A 16,762-nucleotide genomic window follows, 5' to 3' on the forward strand; every position below is an offset into this window, starting at 1 on the left:
TATTTTTATGATCAGCAGTACTTTATTTCAAACTGATATTTTTCATCTGTCTCATAATCCATCTGTGCTTTTTACTAAGATAAGCTGATGGATTTTTAGGATCATATTTTTTAGGATTTGGCAAAACAGCAGCTATCCAGGCAGCTTCCGACTGATTCAAATCTTTAGAAGATTTCCCGAAATAGTATTTTGAAGCGGCTTCAACCCCGAAAACACCACGTCCCATCTCAATTGAATTCAGGTAACGTTCCAAAATAATATCTTTAGACCAGACTTTCTCGATTACGAAAGTGTAAACCGCTTCCAAGCCCTTTCTCACCCAACTTCTGCCCTGCCAAAGGAAAATATTTTTTGCAGTCTGTTGAGAAATTGTACTTCCACCGCGTATTTTTTTTCCCTGTTCGTTACTTTTGTACGCTTTTTCAATTGCGGTATAATCGAAACCATCGTGGTTAAAAAACTTTTGATCTTCGGATGCAATGACGGCTTTTTTCACATTTGAACCCATTTCATCGTAAGAAATATAGTCTCTGTCGAGCTTTCCGTATTGTATTAAACCGCCAATCTGCGTAATGGTAATTGGAGCATTAAAAAATCTCCCCCAAATGATGAAAAACACATTCAAAAGAAGTATGATGAATATAAACTGTTTAATTCTTTTCCACATAAGCTAAAAACTAATACAAAAGTAAACAAATACTGCGAGGTTACTGCAATTCTTTGAAGTAAGTCAACTGATAATCCGGAAATAATTCTGGATGAAAAATCTTGATATAATCTTTCAATACCACGTCGCAACGTACTACTCCACTTTCAAAAAAATCATTGGCTGTAGCAGTTTGCTTTGCACTGAATGCATACACTTTTCCTTTGTTGAAAACATTTAATTTTGAATATAACGGATTGATTTGCAGCATTTCTTTCTTAGTTAAATGATTCCCCGCATTTACCCAAAAATTGATTGAATTTGACTTGGCATACACTTCTTCAAAACTCATGTTAACTGCTTTGTCATCTGTATTTTTACTTAAAATATAATTGGAATTGGCATCAGAAATAAAATTTGCTATAGAAGTTTTTCCGCCCGGCATATACCAGACATTTCCGTACATTTCATTGGCTAAAACATTAGGTTTTGAACTTGCAGATGCTGCCAATTTTTTATAATCACTATAATTTTTCTCAATCTCTTTAAATTTCTTTTCGGCTACATCGTTTTTACCTAAAAGTTTTCCAAAAATTTTCAGATAAGAAGTTTTTTCAAGAGGTTTTTGCTCCAAATATTCATCCAGAAAAATAACTTTTATTCCATTGGTTTTCAGAAGTTCATATGTATTTTCAAAGTTGGGAATGTGATTGGTGAAAATAGCGTCTGGTTTCAGAGAAAGTATCTTTTCGACATCATATTTTTGGTCGTTACCAACATTTTGAATTTTCCCTGATTTCACCAAATCCTGCACTTTCTTCGAATAAATATATTCCGGACTGGAAACTGCGATAATTTGATTTTCTGCCTCCAATTCAGAAATGTAACCAATCATACTTGCATTAAGGACGATAATTTTTTTAAAGGGAAGCTCACTTTTTTTAAAATTATAGTTAAATTTTCCCGCCTTAAGTTCAAAACTCTCAGAATCATCTTTGATTTGTGTACGCTGAGACAATTTCTGCCAATTCTCGGGCGTAATTTTTTGTTCTCTTTTACAGCCAATTAGCGATAAAAAGGCAATTAATATTAAAATTTTCGATTTCATATTTCAAAGAAAACAAAAAATTTGTATATTTGCAAACCTTTAAACAAGGCCTCGTGGCGCAACTGAATAGCGCATCTGATTACGGCTCAGAAGGTTACAGGTTTGAATCCTGTCGAGGTCACAAACAGCCAAATGGCGCCATCTGAAGACAGTTGGCGCCATTTTTTTAGGGTATTTCAATAAATTTCCACTTTTTGAAATGCTAAATATACTTATATATCACTTTTAAATTAAAGTACTTGATTGACATATTCATATAATTGCATTTAAATAATTCAAATGGAATTTCTAATTCTTAATTTTACGGGATTTTCTATTTGTACTTTTTCATTTTTTAAAACCATTTCCGAGAGCCTCTTTCCCATTTCGGAAAAGTCTGTTGAAAGCGTTGTGATTCCATCTTCCACTACTTTTTTCAATGGTGTTTCATTATAAGAAATGATTCCAATATCCTTTCCAAGTTTCAGACCTCTTAACTTACATTTCTCCACTGTTTCCACCAACTGTCTGTCATTGGGGATTAGAAACAATTGTCCTTTTACTAATTTGAAATCTTTTAAAGACGGAATAATTGTGTATTTCTTTTTAACCGTTTCACAATATTTTGTAAAACCTGTTACCATATCAGCAGGCTCTTTATCACCAGGGAAAATGAGAATGTAATGACTATATTTTTCTATGATGTGCTGAGAGGATTCGAAAGAACTGTAAATGTCCGTAATGAAATTCTGATAAATTCCTGAGTATTGGCGCAAAGAGTCTCTCATCTGATCGATGATATACACATCTTTTTCAGGGAGTTTTGCAATCACCTCCTCTACGCCTTCAAGATTTCCGGGCATTATGATGTATTTTGAATAATTTCCCATATTATCCAAAATCTGTTTTCTAAAAACACTGAAATTGAAATGATGGAAAAATAGATCCACCTGTGCTTTGTTATTAAGAGGTTTCATAAATCCCATCAAAAGATCTTCTTTAAATGAATTGAGTTCATCAAACAAAACAAAATAATTTTTATCATAGTTAAATTCTTCTCTTTTCACATAATAGCCTTTGGAAGGTATTGATTTTATTATTCCTTTCTGTTTTAACTTTTCGTAAGCCAATAAGACAGTATCTCGCGAAATTTGATGTTCCAGACAGACTTTATTTACAGATGGAAGCCTGTCATTGCGGAATAATCTTTTGCTGCTTATAGCATCTTCAACACTTTCTATTATCTGTTGATAGATAGGTATTAAACTTTCCTTGTTGATGTTAATTAATTTCATTACGACTAATCTAGTAGGCTAATTCTAAAAACTGGTAGGTACTGGTATGTAAATTACACAAAGTTATTTAGATTTAAACATCTGTTAATATTAATTTAAATAAAAATTCACAAATCATTGTAAATTAGAATTTTACAAACAATTTTTTAAAGAAAACGAATACTGATTTTGATTTTAATATTGATATTATAAAATAAAAACACATTGTAGAGATGCATTTTAGTGATTTTATAAAAGATTTAAGGATAAATGAAATTTAATTAAAAACAATGTTAATCTGAAATTTCATTGATAAAGAAAATCAACGATTTTTTTGAAGTTTCAGAAACACTTTTTTATATACATATTATGCTACAATGACTGAACTCGTAAATAAAACGAATACAATCTTCAGGGAACATTATGGTACAGATTCCTCAATAACAGTTCTATCTCCAGGTAGAATCAATATTATTGGGGAACACATAGACTATAACAATGGCTTTGTACTTCCTGCTGCTATTGATAAATATATATGTATTTCGATTTCAAAAATTGAAGAGGGAGAGAAAAGCCATTTTTTTGCCATTGATCTGGACGATCATTATACGTTGGATCATTGGCAGAAGCTGCAACCTTCAGGAGACATTTCTTGGACCAATTACCTTTTGGGCGTTATCAATCAAATACAAGAAAGAGGTAAAAAAATAGGGCCAGTTAATTTGGCTTTTAGCAGTACAATTCCAATTGGCGCAGGGCTATCTTCATCTGCTGCTTTAGAATGCGGTTTTGCATTTGCTCTAAATCAACTTTTTGATTTGAATTTTTCAAAAAAAGAAATTGCCCTTATCAGTCAGAAAGCAGAACACACATTTGCAGGTGTAAATTGTGGAATTATGGATCAGTTTTCTTCTGTTTTTGGTAAAGAAGATAAAGTATTGAAATTGGATTGCGATACCTTAGAATACGAATATTACAATGCTGATTTGGGAGAAAATTCGTTAATTCTTTTCGACAGCTGCGTGAAACATTCTTTGTTGGCAAGCGGATACAATGTCGTAAGAAAGGAGGTTGAAAAAGGACTTGAATTAATAAAGCACAATTTTACAGAAGTCAAAAATTGGAGAGATGTCAATGTAGAAATGCCAAAACAGATCAGACATTTACTGGGAGACTCAATATACGATAAATGCATTTTTGTGATAGAAGAAATTCAACGTGTAGGATTGGCTGCAGTTGCTTTTCAAACGGGCGATTTTGATGTTCTTGGAAAACTATTAACCCAGACGCATTTCGGACTTTCAAAACAATACGGTGTGAGCTGTAAAGAACTGGATTTTTTGGTGAATGAAACATTAAAATTGGATGGTGTTTTGGGATCAAGAATGATGGGAGGAGGTTTTGGAGGATGTTCAATTAACCTGGTGCGACAAGACCAATCTGAAAGAATAGCACAAAAAATTGCAAAAGTGTATAAAAAAGAATTCAATATCGATCTCAAAGTTTATCCCGTAAAAATTTCTGAAGGAACATTAAAATACGAAACCAATGTCAACATTTAATTATAAAGACCATTCTCACAGAAGATATAATCCCTTACTTGGAGAGTGGGTGCTTGTCTCCCCACAACGGTCCAAGAGGCCTTGGCAGGGACAACAGGAATTGATTAATGAAGAAATGCTCCCTACGCACGATCCGAGCTGCTATCTATGTGCCGGAAACCACAGAGTCAACGGTGATATAAACCCAGATTACAAAGGTGTTTATGTGTTTGACAATGATTTTGGGGCACTTCTAAAAGATGAGATCGAGTGGAATTCGGCAGAAACAAATTCTGATGATTTCTTTAAACTAAAGCCGGAACGGGGCATCAACCGTGTTGTTTGTTTCTCAGAAGATCATAGCCTTACGATTCCGGAATTGTCTGTCGATGATCTGAAAAAAGTCATCGAAGTCTGGCAGAATGAATTTCGAACGCTTGGTGCACTCGATTATATCAACCACGTGCAGATATTTGAGAATAAAGGAAGTGTAATGGGATGCAGCAATCCACATCCGCACGGGCAGATCTGGTCGCAATCCAGCATACCAACGTTAGTCGCAAAAACTCAGGAGAATCTTCAGAAATATTATCAGAAGCATCAATCTTCTCTCATAATGGATTATTTAAAAAAAGAGTTGGAAAGCGGAGAAAGGATCGTTTATGAAAACGAACATTTTGTCTCTCTCGTGCCGTTTTGGGCTGTCTGGCCGTACGAAACTATGATTGTGAGCAAAAGACATATCCGCAATATTCTTGAATTTACCGAAGAAGAAAAAGTTGCTTTCGCAGAAATCCTGAAAATTAATACCGTAAAATATGATAATCTTTTTCAGATTTCATTCCCATATTCTGCCGGCATTCATCAGGCTCCAACAGATGGCGAGGAACATCCTGAGTGGCATTTCCATATGATGTTTTATCCACCGTTATTACGCTCGGCAACTGTGAAAAAATTTATGGTAGGATACGAACTTCTTGCAGAAGCACAACGCGATATTACTCCTGAGCAAAGCGCAAAAATCTTGAAAAATCTTCCTTTGGTACATTATAAAAATAGAAATTAACCAAGTTTCGACATCAAAAATCGCATTATAAAATTTAAAAGTAATGAGTGTGAAAATTTTTATAACAGAAGGTTTAGGATATTTAAGGTCGCATAAAGTTGTTGAATCATTAGCTAATAAAAATCATTAACGATGGAAAATAAAGAAAAAGAAATCAATATCATAGATTCAATTTTAAAAAAAATAGAAGTTTCTGCTTTTGGCATTGCAAAAAATGGTCAAACGATAAACTGTTATACTTTAAAGAATAAACAAGGGATGCGCGTTCAGATAATTAATCTTGGCGGAATAATCACTTCCCTGACGGCTCCAGATAAAAATGGAAACTGGGAAGATGTTGTGTTGGGCTTTGTAAATCCCAAAGACTATCTTGAAAATGAATACTATTATGGCGCAATCGTCGGAAGATATGTGAATCGGATTTCTGGAGGGAAATTTACCATCGACGGAAAAGATTATATTCTTAATAAAAATGACAAAACCAATACATTACACGGAGGAAGTGAAGGTTTCAGTCATCAATTTTGGACTGCGGAAATTTTGGAAAATACCGATTTTCCAACCCTAAAGCTCTCCTATATCAGTAAAGATGGCGAACAGAATTTTCCTGGAAATCTTACCACCAATGTTTTCTATACCTTGAAAGAGGACAACAGTTTGGAAATTTCTTACGAAGCTCAGACAGACAAAACCACAGTAATTAATCTGACACAGCATTCATATTTTAATCTGAGCGGAAATTTTTCACAGTTAATTACAGATCACGAATTACAGATCAACGCAGAAAAATTTCTTCCGATAAATTCAAACTTAGTCCCAACCGGAGAGCGAAGACCAGTATATAAAACGTCTTTTGATTTTAATACATCAAAACTGATTGGACAAGATATTTGCAATGAAGATGAACAGTTAACTATTGGTAACGGTTATGACCACTCCTGGATTATCGAAGGATCAGATTTGCGAAAAGCAGCCAAAGTTTACCACGAAAACAGCGGAAGAGTAATGGAAGTGTGGACAACTCAGCCTGGTTTGCAATTTTACTCAGGAAACTTTTTAGATGGGAAATTTCTCAACAAATCTGGTGGGAAAAATGAGAAAAGAACAGGATTTTGTCTGGAAACGCAACATTTCCCGAATTCTCCAAACCAAGATGATTTCCCGTCCACTATTTTAAAACCAGGAGAAAAATATACTACAAAAACCATTTACAAATTTTCAGCAAACAACTATTTATGGAAACTCTAGATATTATTGTATTCTTAGCCTATTTTGTACTGGTTACAGGATATGGACTTTGGATCTACTATAGGAAAAAATCAAAATCATCAGGCAGCAAAGATTATTTTTTAGCTGAAGGATCATTAACCTGGTGGGCAATTGGTGCCAGTCTGATAGCTTCCAATATCTCTGCGGAGCAGTTTATCGGAATGAGCGGAGAAGGCTTTTTTGTAGGTATTGCAGTTGCTGCTTATGAATGGATTGCTGCGATTGCATTGATCATTGTAGCAATTTGGTTTATTCCCATTTACCTGAAAAATAAAATCTATACAATGCCCCAATTTTTAGAAATTCGGTACAACAAATCGGTTTCTTTGGTTATGGCGGTTTTTTGGTTGTTTTTGTATATAATCGTGAACCTAAGTTCTATTTTGTATTTAGGAGCTTTAGCAATTGACACCTTATTGGGTGGTAATAATTTCCATGCAATTATGATTACTTTGTTGATTATGGCTCTTCTAATCGGACTCGGCGGGATGAAGGTTATTGGATTTACCGACGTTATACAAGTAGCAGTTCTCATTATTGGCGGATTTGCAACGGTTTACATGGCTCTTCAAATTGTGGATCAGAGAATCAATGGTGCTGCTGTAGGAAATGCATTTGCAGGTTTTCAAACATTGTTGACAGAAGCACCGCAGCATTTTAAACTCATTTTGGATAAGCCATCTGTTAATACCACAACATTGGCAATACCGGAAAATCTCCAAGTTCAGAAATATGTCGTTTTACCTGGTTTGGCGATGTACTTTGCCGGACAGTGGATTGTACAACTTAATTATTGGGGTTGCAATCAATATATTACACAACGAGCTTTGGGAGCGGATTTGAAAACCGCAAGGACAGGAATTCTGTTTGCTGGATTTTTAAAATTGTTTATGCCGATAATCGTAATGCTTCCGGGAATTGCCGCTTATGTTTTGTATTCAAAAGGACATTTACAAGGATTTAATGGTGTAAAAGATGGAGCTTATTCTGCTATTTTACAGTTTTTACCAACCGGGCTTAAGGGACTTGCTGTAGCAGCACTCACAGCTGCGATTGTTGCCTCACTTGCCGGAAAGGTTAACAGTATTTCCACAATTTTCACATTGGATATTTATAAAAAATACATCAAGTCGGATGCAACGGAAATTCAGATGGTAAGGATGGGACGTTGGGTCATTATTTCTGCAATGCTGATAGCACTCGCATTTACCTGGACAGATGTGCTCGGAATTGGTGGTGAGGGCGGATTTACCTTTATTCAAAAATACACGGGATTTATTAGTCCTGGTGTTTTTGCGATGTTTTTGCTTGGGATGTTTTGGAAAAGAACTACCGGAACAGCAGCATTGGTCGGCGTTATTTTAGGATTTGTACTTTCTGTATTTTTCAACAATTTTGCGGTTGATATTTTCGGAAAAGAAACCTGGTTGTATACAGCTTTTACATACGAAAAATTAGAGAACGGAGTGGTTCATACCATTACTGAAATTCCGTTTTTGATCAATATGGCGTGGTCATTTTTTATCACTGTTTTGATAATGATACTTATTAGTTTGGCAGGTCCAAAAATTAATCCGAAAGCATTTGAAATTGATAGAACGATGTTCGAAGTTGATCCAAGAACAATGATTTTAATCGTTATCACATTGCTTTTACTAACTGCAATTTACGTTAGGTTTTGGTAACGTTTAATTATTTTATTTAAATAGATTTAGAGAAAAAAAAATAATATGAAAAATATTACAGCGTTCTTATTTGCTTGTATCTTTTATACAACTTCTTTATTCGGACAGAATAACAATAATAATGTGCGGATCTCACAACTGTTTAATTTCGGCTGGAAATTTAAATCAGGTGATATGCCCGATGCAAAAAATATCAGTTTCAATGATTCCGATTGGCGACCTTTAGATTTGCCTCACGATTTCCAGATTGAGCAGCCTTGGGATAAAACAGCCAACAAAAACCGTGGCTATAAAGCAATGGGAATCGGTTGGTATCGAAAAACATTTAAAGCCGATGAATCGTGGAAAGGCAAAAGGGTTTTACTTGATTTTGAAGGAATTATGCTGCACGGCGATGTCTGGCTTAATGGTAAAAAAATTGGCGGTACAGATTACGGATATCTCGGTTTTGAAGCCGATATAGCAGACGTTATTAAATACGACGCCGAGAATGTTGTAGCTGTTCGTGCATCTACAGGCGAAAACGAAAACTCCCGTTGGTATACAGGCGGAGGGCTTTTCCGCGATGTACATTTGGTGGTAAAAGATAGTGTTTCCATCGCTCGCCACGGAATTTTTATTACTACCCCAAACATTTCCAATCAAAGTGCTGATGTAAAAGTACAGGTCGAAATAGCTGGAATACAAAACAAACAATACGAACTTGAAATCAATACAAAAATATTTTCACCGCAAGGAAAACTGGTAGCTGAAACGAAAACGCCTGCTCCTAAAAAATCCAATCTTTTTGAAGTGGAAGTTGCATTGCCACAAGTATCTGTTGTTAACCCTCAATTGTGGAGTTGTGAAACACCAAATCTATATTCAGCAGAAGTTGAATTGGTTTTGAATGGAAAAGTTGTAGACAAGCTTACCAAGAAATTTGGAATCCGTACCATCGAATTCTCTAAGGATTTTGGATTAAAATTAAATGGGAAAAAAGTATTTTTAAAAGGCGTAGCCAATCACCACGATCTGGGTGCAGTAGGAGCAGCAGCTTATGAAACATCCATTGCCCGAATGATGGATCAGCTGAAGGCTTTTGGCTTTAATCATATCCGTACTTCACACAATCCTTACTCAGAATCGTTCTTTGACATCGCTGATGAAAAAGGAATTTTGGTGGTAGATGAATTGTATGATAAATGGGGCAGCATCCGTGCTTGGGCAGGCAATAAACCTTGGAATGACATCTGGTATGGCAATATGAAAGAATGGATCAAGCGGGACAGAAATCATCCTTCTGTGATTATGTGGAGTTTTGGAAATGAATTGCAGTTTCAGGAAGAACGCTGGAATTTCCCGACAAGTGACTGGGGTGTTACCACATATCGCCTGATGGATGTGGTGGCAAAGCGTTACGATCCAACCCGTAAAACAACCGTTGCAATGTACCCTGCGCGTGCTGGTGGTATCATAAAAGCAAACCCTGATTTTAAAATTGAAGCCAACATCATTCCGCCTGAATTGGCCACTGTAACTGAAGTTGCAAGTTTTAATTATGTTTGGGATGATTACCAGACTTATTTGAAACACGCACCCAATATGATTATTTACCAAAGTGAGGCTGTGACGAATGAACTGGCTGCACCTTATTTTGGGATGGATAGAGATAAAATGGTTGGACTGGCCTACTGGGGCGGAATAGAATATTGGGGAGAATCTCAAGGCTGGCCGAGAAAAGGATGGAACTATTCATTTTTCAATCATTCGATGGAGCCTTTTCCGCAGGCGTGGTTAACGAAAAGTATTTTCACAGAAGAGCCGGTTGTTCACATCGGTATTGTCGATAGCGAAGGTGAATCTAAAATGTGGAACGACCAAATTGTAGGTCAAAAGGTTATTTCAGCTCACTGGAATCGGGTTGATGGCGAAAAATACAATCTTTACACCTACACGAATGCTGAAGAAGTAGAATTATTCATCAACGGGAAATCCTTGGGCGTACAAAAAAACAGTGATGAGGTTAAAAAACGAAATACTATTTACTGGAAAGATATTCCCTACTCTTCTGGTACAATTACCGCTGTTGCTAAAACTGCTGGCAAGGAAGTTGCCCGTCACGAATTAAAAACCACAGGAAAAGCTGTCGCATTAAAAATTGAAACAGAAAACACAAACTGGAAAGCCGATGGTATGGATTTGCAATACGTGAAAGTCTACGCAATTGACAGCAAAGGAAACAAGGTTCCTACTGCTGCAGGCGAATTGACTTTTGAAGTAAGTGGCGCAGCACAATTAATTGCTTTGGATAATGGTGACCATTCAAGTGATGAATTATTTAGTGGTAATAAAAAAGCTTTGTATAAAGGTTTTGCAATGGCAATTTTGCGTGCGGAACAAAAAGGTGGAACTGTTAAATTGAAAGTATCGGGAGCAGGTTTAAAGCAGACAACACAAACTTTTAAAACTAAGTAAGTTTTGAATAATTCTTTTGATAATATTATTTCAAAGTTATTATGATCAAAGAAATTTTAATCTGTAATATTCGTTGCAATCAGTTCGTTAATAACTTTGTTAAATATTAATTTAAACAACATACTTAACTGTAATAAGTTTCATCTTTACATAAATTCTATTTACTATATACAATTTAACTATTCTCCGTAAAATCTTTATGAAAATGTAAAAATCAATCGAAGTCAAATAAAGTCAAACTATTTAAACTTCGATTGTTTCAATTATTTAAAATGATCTTGTAAAAAATCCACAACTATAAAAAATTAAATGCAAAATTAGGAATTGCCAATTCTTGTTTATTTTGGCTCAACCGAACCAAATCATCTATAAAAGTGTTTGAAGATACGCTCGTCTTGGTCACAAACAAGTAAATGGCTCCAATTTAATCCAAATTGAGCCATTTTTTTATTTTTGATTCCAGAATAAGCCAGATTAATCTATTTTATTGTTTGGGTAAATCTAGATGCAAAACATTAAAATAAATTTGTAAACGACACCTCACAAATTACTAAGAATCTATTGGTACATTAAAGTATATAGTTGCCAAAAGAAATTCATACATAGATCTTAAGGAATAAATGTCATAAAAAGATAAAGGAGAAAATTGAAAACTTGGATAAAATCAGATAACATCATAATCGTTCAACGTAGTTACAAAATGATGATTAATAAAATTTTTAGAAGTCTTACATAATTCCAACGATTCTTTATTGCTGCGGTATTCTAAAATTAAAATCGTCAGAAACATCCATTATATATTCTGTTATTATTTCTGTATAAAGAAGCTCTATTGCCATCAGATCATTAAGAGAATTAAGCAGACTTTTTTCTCTCAGAAGAGGAAATTTCTGCGTGAGTCTTTAAATTTATATAATGTAATTGTTTTCATTTTTTTTCAATTTTTTTTGAAAAATAATAAGCTGAATTCTTACAGATGAAAGATATTGCTTTAGGTCTTTAGTAGTGATATATTTCTCATTTTACGTCATCAAAAAAGGAGTTTGATTTAAAAGAAAATATAATTACGGATATAAAGTCTGGATTTTAACTGTTACCTCAAAAATCTTTTTGGTAAGGTCTTGTAAAGTATCAATTGATTTCACATTTATCATATTGGAGGACACATTCAATTATTTTAAAATAAAAAAAGAGCAGAAACTTAAAAGCTCCTGCCCCTTTTTCTACCAAAGCCTTTAAAACATATGTACTATTTCTTAGATTTTGATAAGATCCTTTATGAAAACTAATCGTTATTAAGGATTAAAATAACTTTTTTCACGGTTTTTTAGCTATAATTTATTTCTATCCAAAGATGCTGCTTTAATCAGATAAAAATGCTACACATTTCTGCAATAGATTTACATTTATCACACTTTTTTATAGGTCCTCTAAATTTTTCAGGCGTTTTTGCTTCAGCAGTTTGTAGAAAGATGGAGAAAGTCCAGTTATCTTTTTAAACTGATTGGAAAGATGCGCAACACTGCTGTAATTGAGTTTATAAGAGATTTCAGTAAGATTGAGTTCATCATACAAAAGAAGCTCTTTTACCTTTTCTACTTTATTAATGATTATAAATTGTTGTAAAGTCATTCCTTTTACTTCAGAGAAGGTATTGGCAAGATAGGTATAATCATACCCAAGCTTTTCACTGAGATAATCCGAGAAATTTTCTTTTGGAAGAGATTCGGAATAATGGATCATTTCTGTGACTGCATTTTTTATTTTTTCAATCAGAATGCTTTTTTTGTCATCTAACAATTCAAGTCCGGTTTTGAGGAGGTTTTCTTTTAGCAACTCTCGCTTTTCATTAGTAATATCATCCAATATTTCTACAAGACCAAGATCTACTACGGCATTCCTGATATTCAGTTTTTCTAGTTCCTGATGAACCACCATTTTACAGCGCAGGCTTACCATATATTTTACATACAACTTCATAATCCTTTACTGTATTTAAGTCCGCCAATCAATACATCAACAGCCACTCTTTCAAAGTTAGTCCTTTAAATTTTAATAACTATGATTTATGTAACAAATCGAAAGACTATTACAAACCTTTCTTTTTTTAATAGATGACCTTTACATACAATAAAAATATTTAAAATGTCTAAAGAAAAGGATACGAAGAAAAAAACAGATAAAACACCTGCATCTAAATCACTAAAAGAGAAGCGCGAAGACAAGCAAAACAAAAGGAAAGACAAAGAAAATGAAAGTCGCAACGCAACAACGTAAATGGTAGAAATAAAAAAAGAAAGAATTATACTCAGAAAAACCAATTTAAGTTTTGAAAACGAAGGAGTTCTGAATCCTGCAATCATTAAAGAAAATGGCAAAATACATTTATTTTACCGCGCCGTGGCCAAAGGTAATTTTTCAACTGTCGGGCATTGTGTATTGTCAGATCCGCTTACGGTAGAAAAACGGTCAGATACGCCAATCATTATTCCTGAATCTGAGTATGAAAAACAAGGTGTGGAAGATCCCCGGATTGTAAAAATTGATGATTTATTTTATATCACCTATACCAGTTATGACGGCATCAATGCTTTAGGAACATTAACGACTTCAAAAGACCTCAAATCCTGGAAAAATGAAGGAATTATTGTCCCGAAAATTTCTTATGAAGAGTTTAAGCTTCTATCAGAATCAGAGGGTTTAATACCTGATAAATATAGAAGATACAACGAATTTCAAAGTAATCATACTGACAGTGACCCTATTTTTTTATGGGATAAAGATCTGATTTTCTTCCCACGAAAAATAAACGATAAATTTTATTTCCTTCACAGAATAAAACCTGAAATTCAGATTGTCAGCGTAAAAAACATCGAAGATCTGAATTCTGATTTCTGGCAGAATTACTTTTCACATTTTAAAGACCATATTCTTTTATCACCGAAGTACGATCACGAATCAAGTTATATCGGCGGTGGTTGTCCGCCAATAGAAACAGAATATGGCTGGCTGATGATCTATCACGGTGTTTATGATACCGTTAACGGTTACGTTTACAACGCCTGTGCAGCTTTATTGGATCTTGAAAATCCGGAAAAAGAAATTTCCCGACTTCCCTATCCGCTTTTCAAACCAGAAGAAGAATGGGAACTGAAGGGTGAAGTTAACAATGTGTGTTTCCCGACAGGTACCATTGTGGAAAATGACAGACTGTATATCTATTATGGAGCAGCGGATGAAAGGATAGCCGTAGCATCACTTAATATTTCAAAATTATTGAAAGAGTTAATGATGTACGCTGTATAAAGATGATTAGCCAAAATATGGTTAAAAAGAAATTAAAAATGAATAAAAATATTAAATCAGACGCGGAGGATAAAGCAATTAGACAATCTTATAATGATAAAAAACACAAAACCTATAATAAAACCAACATTGTCTTTGTAAGCACTTTTCCTCCAAAAGTATGCGGAATTGCCACTTATACGCAGGATCTAATAAAATCTCTTCATTTGAAATTCGGAAAATCTTTCAATGCAATTATTTGTCCGATAGAAACAGAAGAGGAAAACTATGAGTATAAAAGATACACCGAGTATAAATTAAATATCTCAGATGCCGTTTCTTATTTGGAATTGGCCGCAAAGATCAATAAAAACGATACGATTAAGTTAGTGATGCTCCAGCACGAATTCGGCTTTTTTAATGAAACCCGAAATGGTTTATTTCTTTTTCTCAAAAACTTAAAAAAAGATGTTATCATCACTTTTCACACTGTTTTACCAAAACCGGATAAAGAGCTAAAGGAAAAGGTGAAAGAAATCGCCGGTTTTGCAAAATCTCTTATTGTAATGACTGGTATTTCTGCGGAAATTCTTTCGAATGATTATGAAATTCCTTTCGATAAAATTACTATAATACCTCATGGAACGCATCTTCTGCCTTTCACAGACAAAACTGCTTTGAAAGAAAAGTATAATCTTCAAAACAAAAAAGTTCTTTCAACTTTCGGATTATTAGGTTCGGGGAAAAATATTGAAACTACACTGAAAGCCTTACCGGAAATCATTGCTAAAAATCCTGATGTTATTTTTTTAATTCTTGGCAAAACACATCCTGCAATAGTAAGACGCGAGGGAGAGAAATATCGTGAACTTTTGGAAGACCTTACTTGTAAGCTCCATTTGGAAAACCATATCCGCTTTATTAATGATTATCTGCCACTACCAGAATTACTAGAATATCTTCAGCTTACCGATGTTTATCTTTTTACGTCAAAAGACAGAAACCAGGCAGTGAGCGGCACTTTTTCCTATGCAATCAGTAGCGGATGCGCCATTGTCTCTACTCCAATTCCACACGCTCTGGAAGTTTTAAAGGAAGATACGGGAATTATTGTTGATTTTGAAGCTCCAGAGCAGTTGTCTGTTGCTGTAAACACATTATTAGAAAATGAAAGCAAACGGGAGGAGCTACGTTTGAAATCACTGGAGAAAATGGCTCCGACAGCTTGGGAAAATTCATCTATTTTACACGCTTTATTATTTCAGAAATTGATAAATAATAAAACAGAACTCAATTATAACCTACCGGTAATCAATCTTGGGCATATTCAAAATATGACGACAGATTTCGGGATGATCCAGTTTTCAAAAATCAGTAAGCCGGATATCGATTCAGGTTACACATTGGATGATAACGCACGGGCGATGATTGCTATTTGCAGGCATTTTCAAATCAGTAAAGACAAAGCTGATCTACAATTAATTTCAATTTATTTAAACTTTATTAAATTTTGCCAGCAGAAAGACGGAAGTTTCCTAAATTATGTTGACGAACACCAACAGTTTACACAGCAGAATTACGAAACCAATCTGGATGATTCCAACGGCAGAGCAATTTGGGCTTTAGGTTATTTAATCTCATTAAAAGAAATTCTGCCTCAGGAATTGTCTGATATTGCAGAGAAGATTATTCAAAAAAATCTTATTTGGGCAGAAAAAATCCATTCTACAAGAGCAATGGCTTTTATTATTAAAGGATTGTATTATCAAAATTCAGAAAAAAACCTTCCATTGTTAAAACAATTAGCGAATCGTCTGGTAAAAATGTATCAACACGAAGCAAAAGACGAGTGGCATTGGTTTGAAAGTTATCTGACCTACGGAAACAGCGTGTTGTCGGAGGCTCTACTCTGTGCTTGGCTCTCAACCAAAGATGAACTTTACAAACAAATTGCGGAAGAATCTTTCGAGTTTTTACTATCTAAAATTATGATTGATGATACTATAAAAGTAATATCAAACAAAGGCTGGTTGCAAAAAGAAAACACTGAAAACGACACTCCAATTGGCGGAGAACAGCCTATTGATGTTGCTTACACTATTTTGGCATTATCAGCATTTTACAAAGTTTTTGATGACGAAAAATATTTAATGATGATGAATAATTCATTCAATTGGTTTTTAGGAAAAAATCACTTGAATCAAATTGTTTATAACCCTGCAACAGGAGGTTGCTATGACGGACTTGAGGAGAGAAATGTAAATCTCAATCAGGGTGCAGAATCTACAGTTAGTTATCTAATGGCAAGGCTTAGTCTTTAAAAATTAAGGACATTAAATACTTAATTTTTATAGTATTAAGAGACAATTGAAGTAAAATAGAGTCAAAATATGTCAACATCGATTGTTTCAAATACTTAAGATTACATAACAAAAAACTTTGCAACTATAAA

Annotated in this window: 12 protein-coding genes and 1 tRNA gene; 9 read left to right on the top strand and 4 right to left on the bottom strand. The window is 34.3% G+C overall.

Annotated elements, in window-relative coordinates:
* Nucleotides 1-22 precede the first annotated feature (22 nt).
* Nucleotides 23-667 (bottom strand): monofunctional biosynthetic peptidoglycan transglycosylase, encoded by a 645-nt coding sequence (mtgA, locus tag AC2A1G_RS13645; protein ID WP_484047464.1) that lies wholly within the window; start codon nt 665-667, stop codon nt 23-25.
* 40 nt (nt 668-707) lie between these two features.
* Nucleotides 708-1,754: an ABC transporter substrate-binding protein gene (locus AC2A1G_RS13650; RefSeq protein ID WP_484047465.1), complete on the bottom strand. Its 1,047-nt coding sequence runs from the start codon at nt 1,752-1,754 to the stop codon at nt 708-710.
* Nucleotides 1,755-1,801: 47 nt separating this feature from the next.
* Here AC2A1G_RS13650 and AC2A1G_RS13655 point away from each other — a divergent pair.
* Nucleotides 1,802-1,875: transfer RNA gene (locus AC2A1G_RS13655), tRNA-Arg, on the top strand.
* 154 nt (nt 1,876-2,029) lie between these two features.
* Here AC2A1G_RS13655 and AC2A1G_RS13660 read toward each other — a convergent pair.
* The gene (locus tag AC2A1G_RS13660; RefSeq protein WP_484047466.1) at nt 2,030-3,028 is read right to left on the bottom strand and encodes a GntR family transcriptional regulator; all 999 of its coding nucleotides are present in this window, start codon (nt 3,026-3,028) and stop codon (nt 2,030-2,032) included.
* A gap of 356 nt (nt 3,029-3,384) precedes the next feature.
* Between AC2A1G_RS13660 and galK the strand changes: the two genes are divergently transcribed.
* The 5 genes from galK to AC2A1G_RS13685 all read left to right on the top strand — a co-directional run bounded on the left by galK (nt 3,385) and on the right by AC2A1G_RS13685 (nt 11,025).
* The gene (galK, locus tag AC2A1G_RS13665; RefSeq protein ID WP_484047467.1) at nt 3,385-4,569 is read left to right on the top strand and encodes a galactokinase; all 1,185 of its coding nucleotides are present in this window, start codon (nt 3,385-3,387) and stop codon (nt 4,567-4,569) included.
* Nucleotides 4,556-5,614 (top strand): UDP-glucose--hexose-1-phosphate uridylyltransferase, encoded by a 1,059-nt coding sequence (locus tag AC2A1G_RS13670; protein ID WP_484047468.1) that lies wholly within the window; start codon nt 4,556-4,558, stop codon nt 5,612-5,614. Before galK ends, AC2A1G_RS13670 begins: the two co-directional genes overlap by 14 nt.
* A 132-nt stretch (nt 5,615-5,746) precedes the next feature.
* Complete coding sequence (locus tag AC2A1G_RS13675) at nt 5,747-6,862, top strand: aldose epimerase family protein (RefSeq protein WP_484047469.1); 1,116 nt, start codon at nt 5,747-5,749, stop codon at nt 6,860-6,862.
* Nucleotides 6,850-8,568: a sodium:solute symporter family transporter gene (locus AC2A1G_RS13680; RefSeq protein WP_484047470.1), complete on the top strand. Its 1,719-nt coding sequence runs from the start codon at nt 6,850-6,852 to the stop codon at nt 8,566-8,568. The genes AC2A1G_RS13675 and AC2A1G_RS13680 overlap by 13 nt, the downstream gene beginning before the upstream one ends.
* A 45-nt stretch (nt 8,569-8,613) precedes the next feature.
* Entirely contained in the window at nt 8,614-11,025 is a 2,412-nt protein-coding gene (locus AC2A1G_RS13685) for a glycoside hydrolase family 2 TIM barrel-domain containing protein (RefSeq protein ID WP_484047471.1), read from the top strand.
* 1,419 nt (nt 11,026-12,444) lie between these two features.
* Here AC2A1G_RS13685 and AC2A1G_RS13690 read toward each other — a convergent pair.
* Complete coding sequence (locus AC2A1G_RS13690; RefSeq protein WP_484047472.1) at nt 12,445-13,005, bottom strand: helix-turn-helix domain-containing protein; 561 nt, start codon at nt 13,003-13,005, stop codon at nt 12,445-12,447.
* Nucleotides 13,006-13,170: 165 nt separating this feature from the next.
* On the opposite strand from AC2A1G_RS13690, the gene AC2A1G_RS13695 reads away from it, so the two are divergent.
* Genes AC2A1G_RS13695 through AC2A1G_RS13705 form a run of 3 tightly spaced genes read left to right on the top strand, consistent with a single transcriptional unit; the run spans nt 13,171 to nt 16,631 of the window.
* Nucleotides 13,171-13,302 carry a hypothetical protein gene (locus AC2A1G_RS13695; protein ID WP_262484108.1) on the top strand — a complete coding sequence of 44 codons (132 nt, stop codon included), beginning with the start codon at nt 13,171-13,173 and terminating at the stop codon, nt 13,300-13,302.
* A complete protein-coding gene (locus AC2A1G_RS13700; RefSeq protein ID WP_484047473.1) occupies nt 13,303-14,331 on the top strand; it encodes a glycoside hydrolase family 130 protein in 1,029 nt (342 codons plus the stop codon).
* A 38-nt stretch (nt 14,332-14,369) separates the two neighbouring features.
* Nucleotides 14,370-16,631 (top strand): glycosyltransferase, encoded by a 2,262-nt coding sequence (locus tag AC2A1G_RS13705; RefSeq protein WP_484047474.1) that lies wholly within the window; start codon nt 14,370-14,372, stop codon nt 16,629-16,631.
* The last annotated feature ends 131 nt before the right edge of the window (nt 16,632-16,762 follow it).

This window comes from Chryseobacterium sp. HNCC26DJ240 (assembly GCF_057180485.1).

What these genes read in the sequence shown, in the direction of transcription:
- AC2A1G_RS13670 (WP_484047468.1), top strand. Translation starts at nt 4,556, where the DNA reads ATGTCAACATTTAATTATAAAGACCATTCTCACAGAAGATATAATCCC.
- AC2A1G_RS13680 (WP_484047470.1), top strand. Translation starts at nt 6,850, where the DNA reads ATGGAAACTCTAGATATTATTGTATTCTTAGCCTATTTTGTACTGGTT.
- mtgA (WP_484047464.1), bottom strand. Translation starts at nt 667, where the DNA reads ATGTGGAAAAGAATTAAACAGTTTATATTCATCATACTTCTTTTGAAT.
- AC2A1G_RS13650 (WP_484047465.1), bottom strand. Translation starts at nt 1,754, where the DNA reads ATGAAATCGAAAATTTTAATATTAATTGCCTTTTTATCGCTAATTGGC.
- galK (WP_484047467.1), top strand. Translation starts at nt 3,385, where the DNA reads ATGACTGAACTCGTAAATAAAACGAATACAATCTTCAGGGAACATTAT.
- AC2A1G_RS13700 (WP_484047473.1), top strand. Translation starts at nt 13,303, where the DNA reads ATGGTAGAAATAAAAAAAGAAAGAATTATACTCAGAAAAACCAATTTA.
- AC2A1G_RS13695 (WP_262484108.1), top strand. Translation starts at nt 13,171, where the DNA reads ATGTCTAAAGAAAAGGATACGAAGAAAAAAACAGATAAAACACCTGCA.
- AC2A1G_RS13660 (WP_484047466.1), bottom strand. Translation starts at nt 3,028, where the DNA reads ATGAAATTAATTAACATCAACAAGGAAAGTTTAATACCTATCTATCAA.
- AC2A1G_RS13675 (WP_484047469.1), top strand. Translation starts at nt 5,747, where the DNA reads ATGGAAAATAAAGAAAAAGAAATCAATATCATAGATTCAATTTTAAAA.
- AC2A1G_RS13690 (WP_484047472.1), bottom strand. Translation starts at nt 13,005, where the DNA reads ATGAAGTTGTATGTAAAATATATGGTAAGCCTGCGCTGTAAAATGGTG.
- AC2A1G_RS13685 (WP_484047471.1), top strand. Translation starts at nt 8,614, where the DNA reads ATGAAAAATATTACAGCGTTCTTATTTGCTTGTATCTTTTATACAACT.
- AC2A1G_RS13705 (WP_484047474.1), top strand. Translation starts at nt 14,370, where the DNA reads ATGAATAAAAATATTAAATCAGACGCGGAGGATAAAGCAATTAGACAA.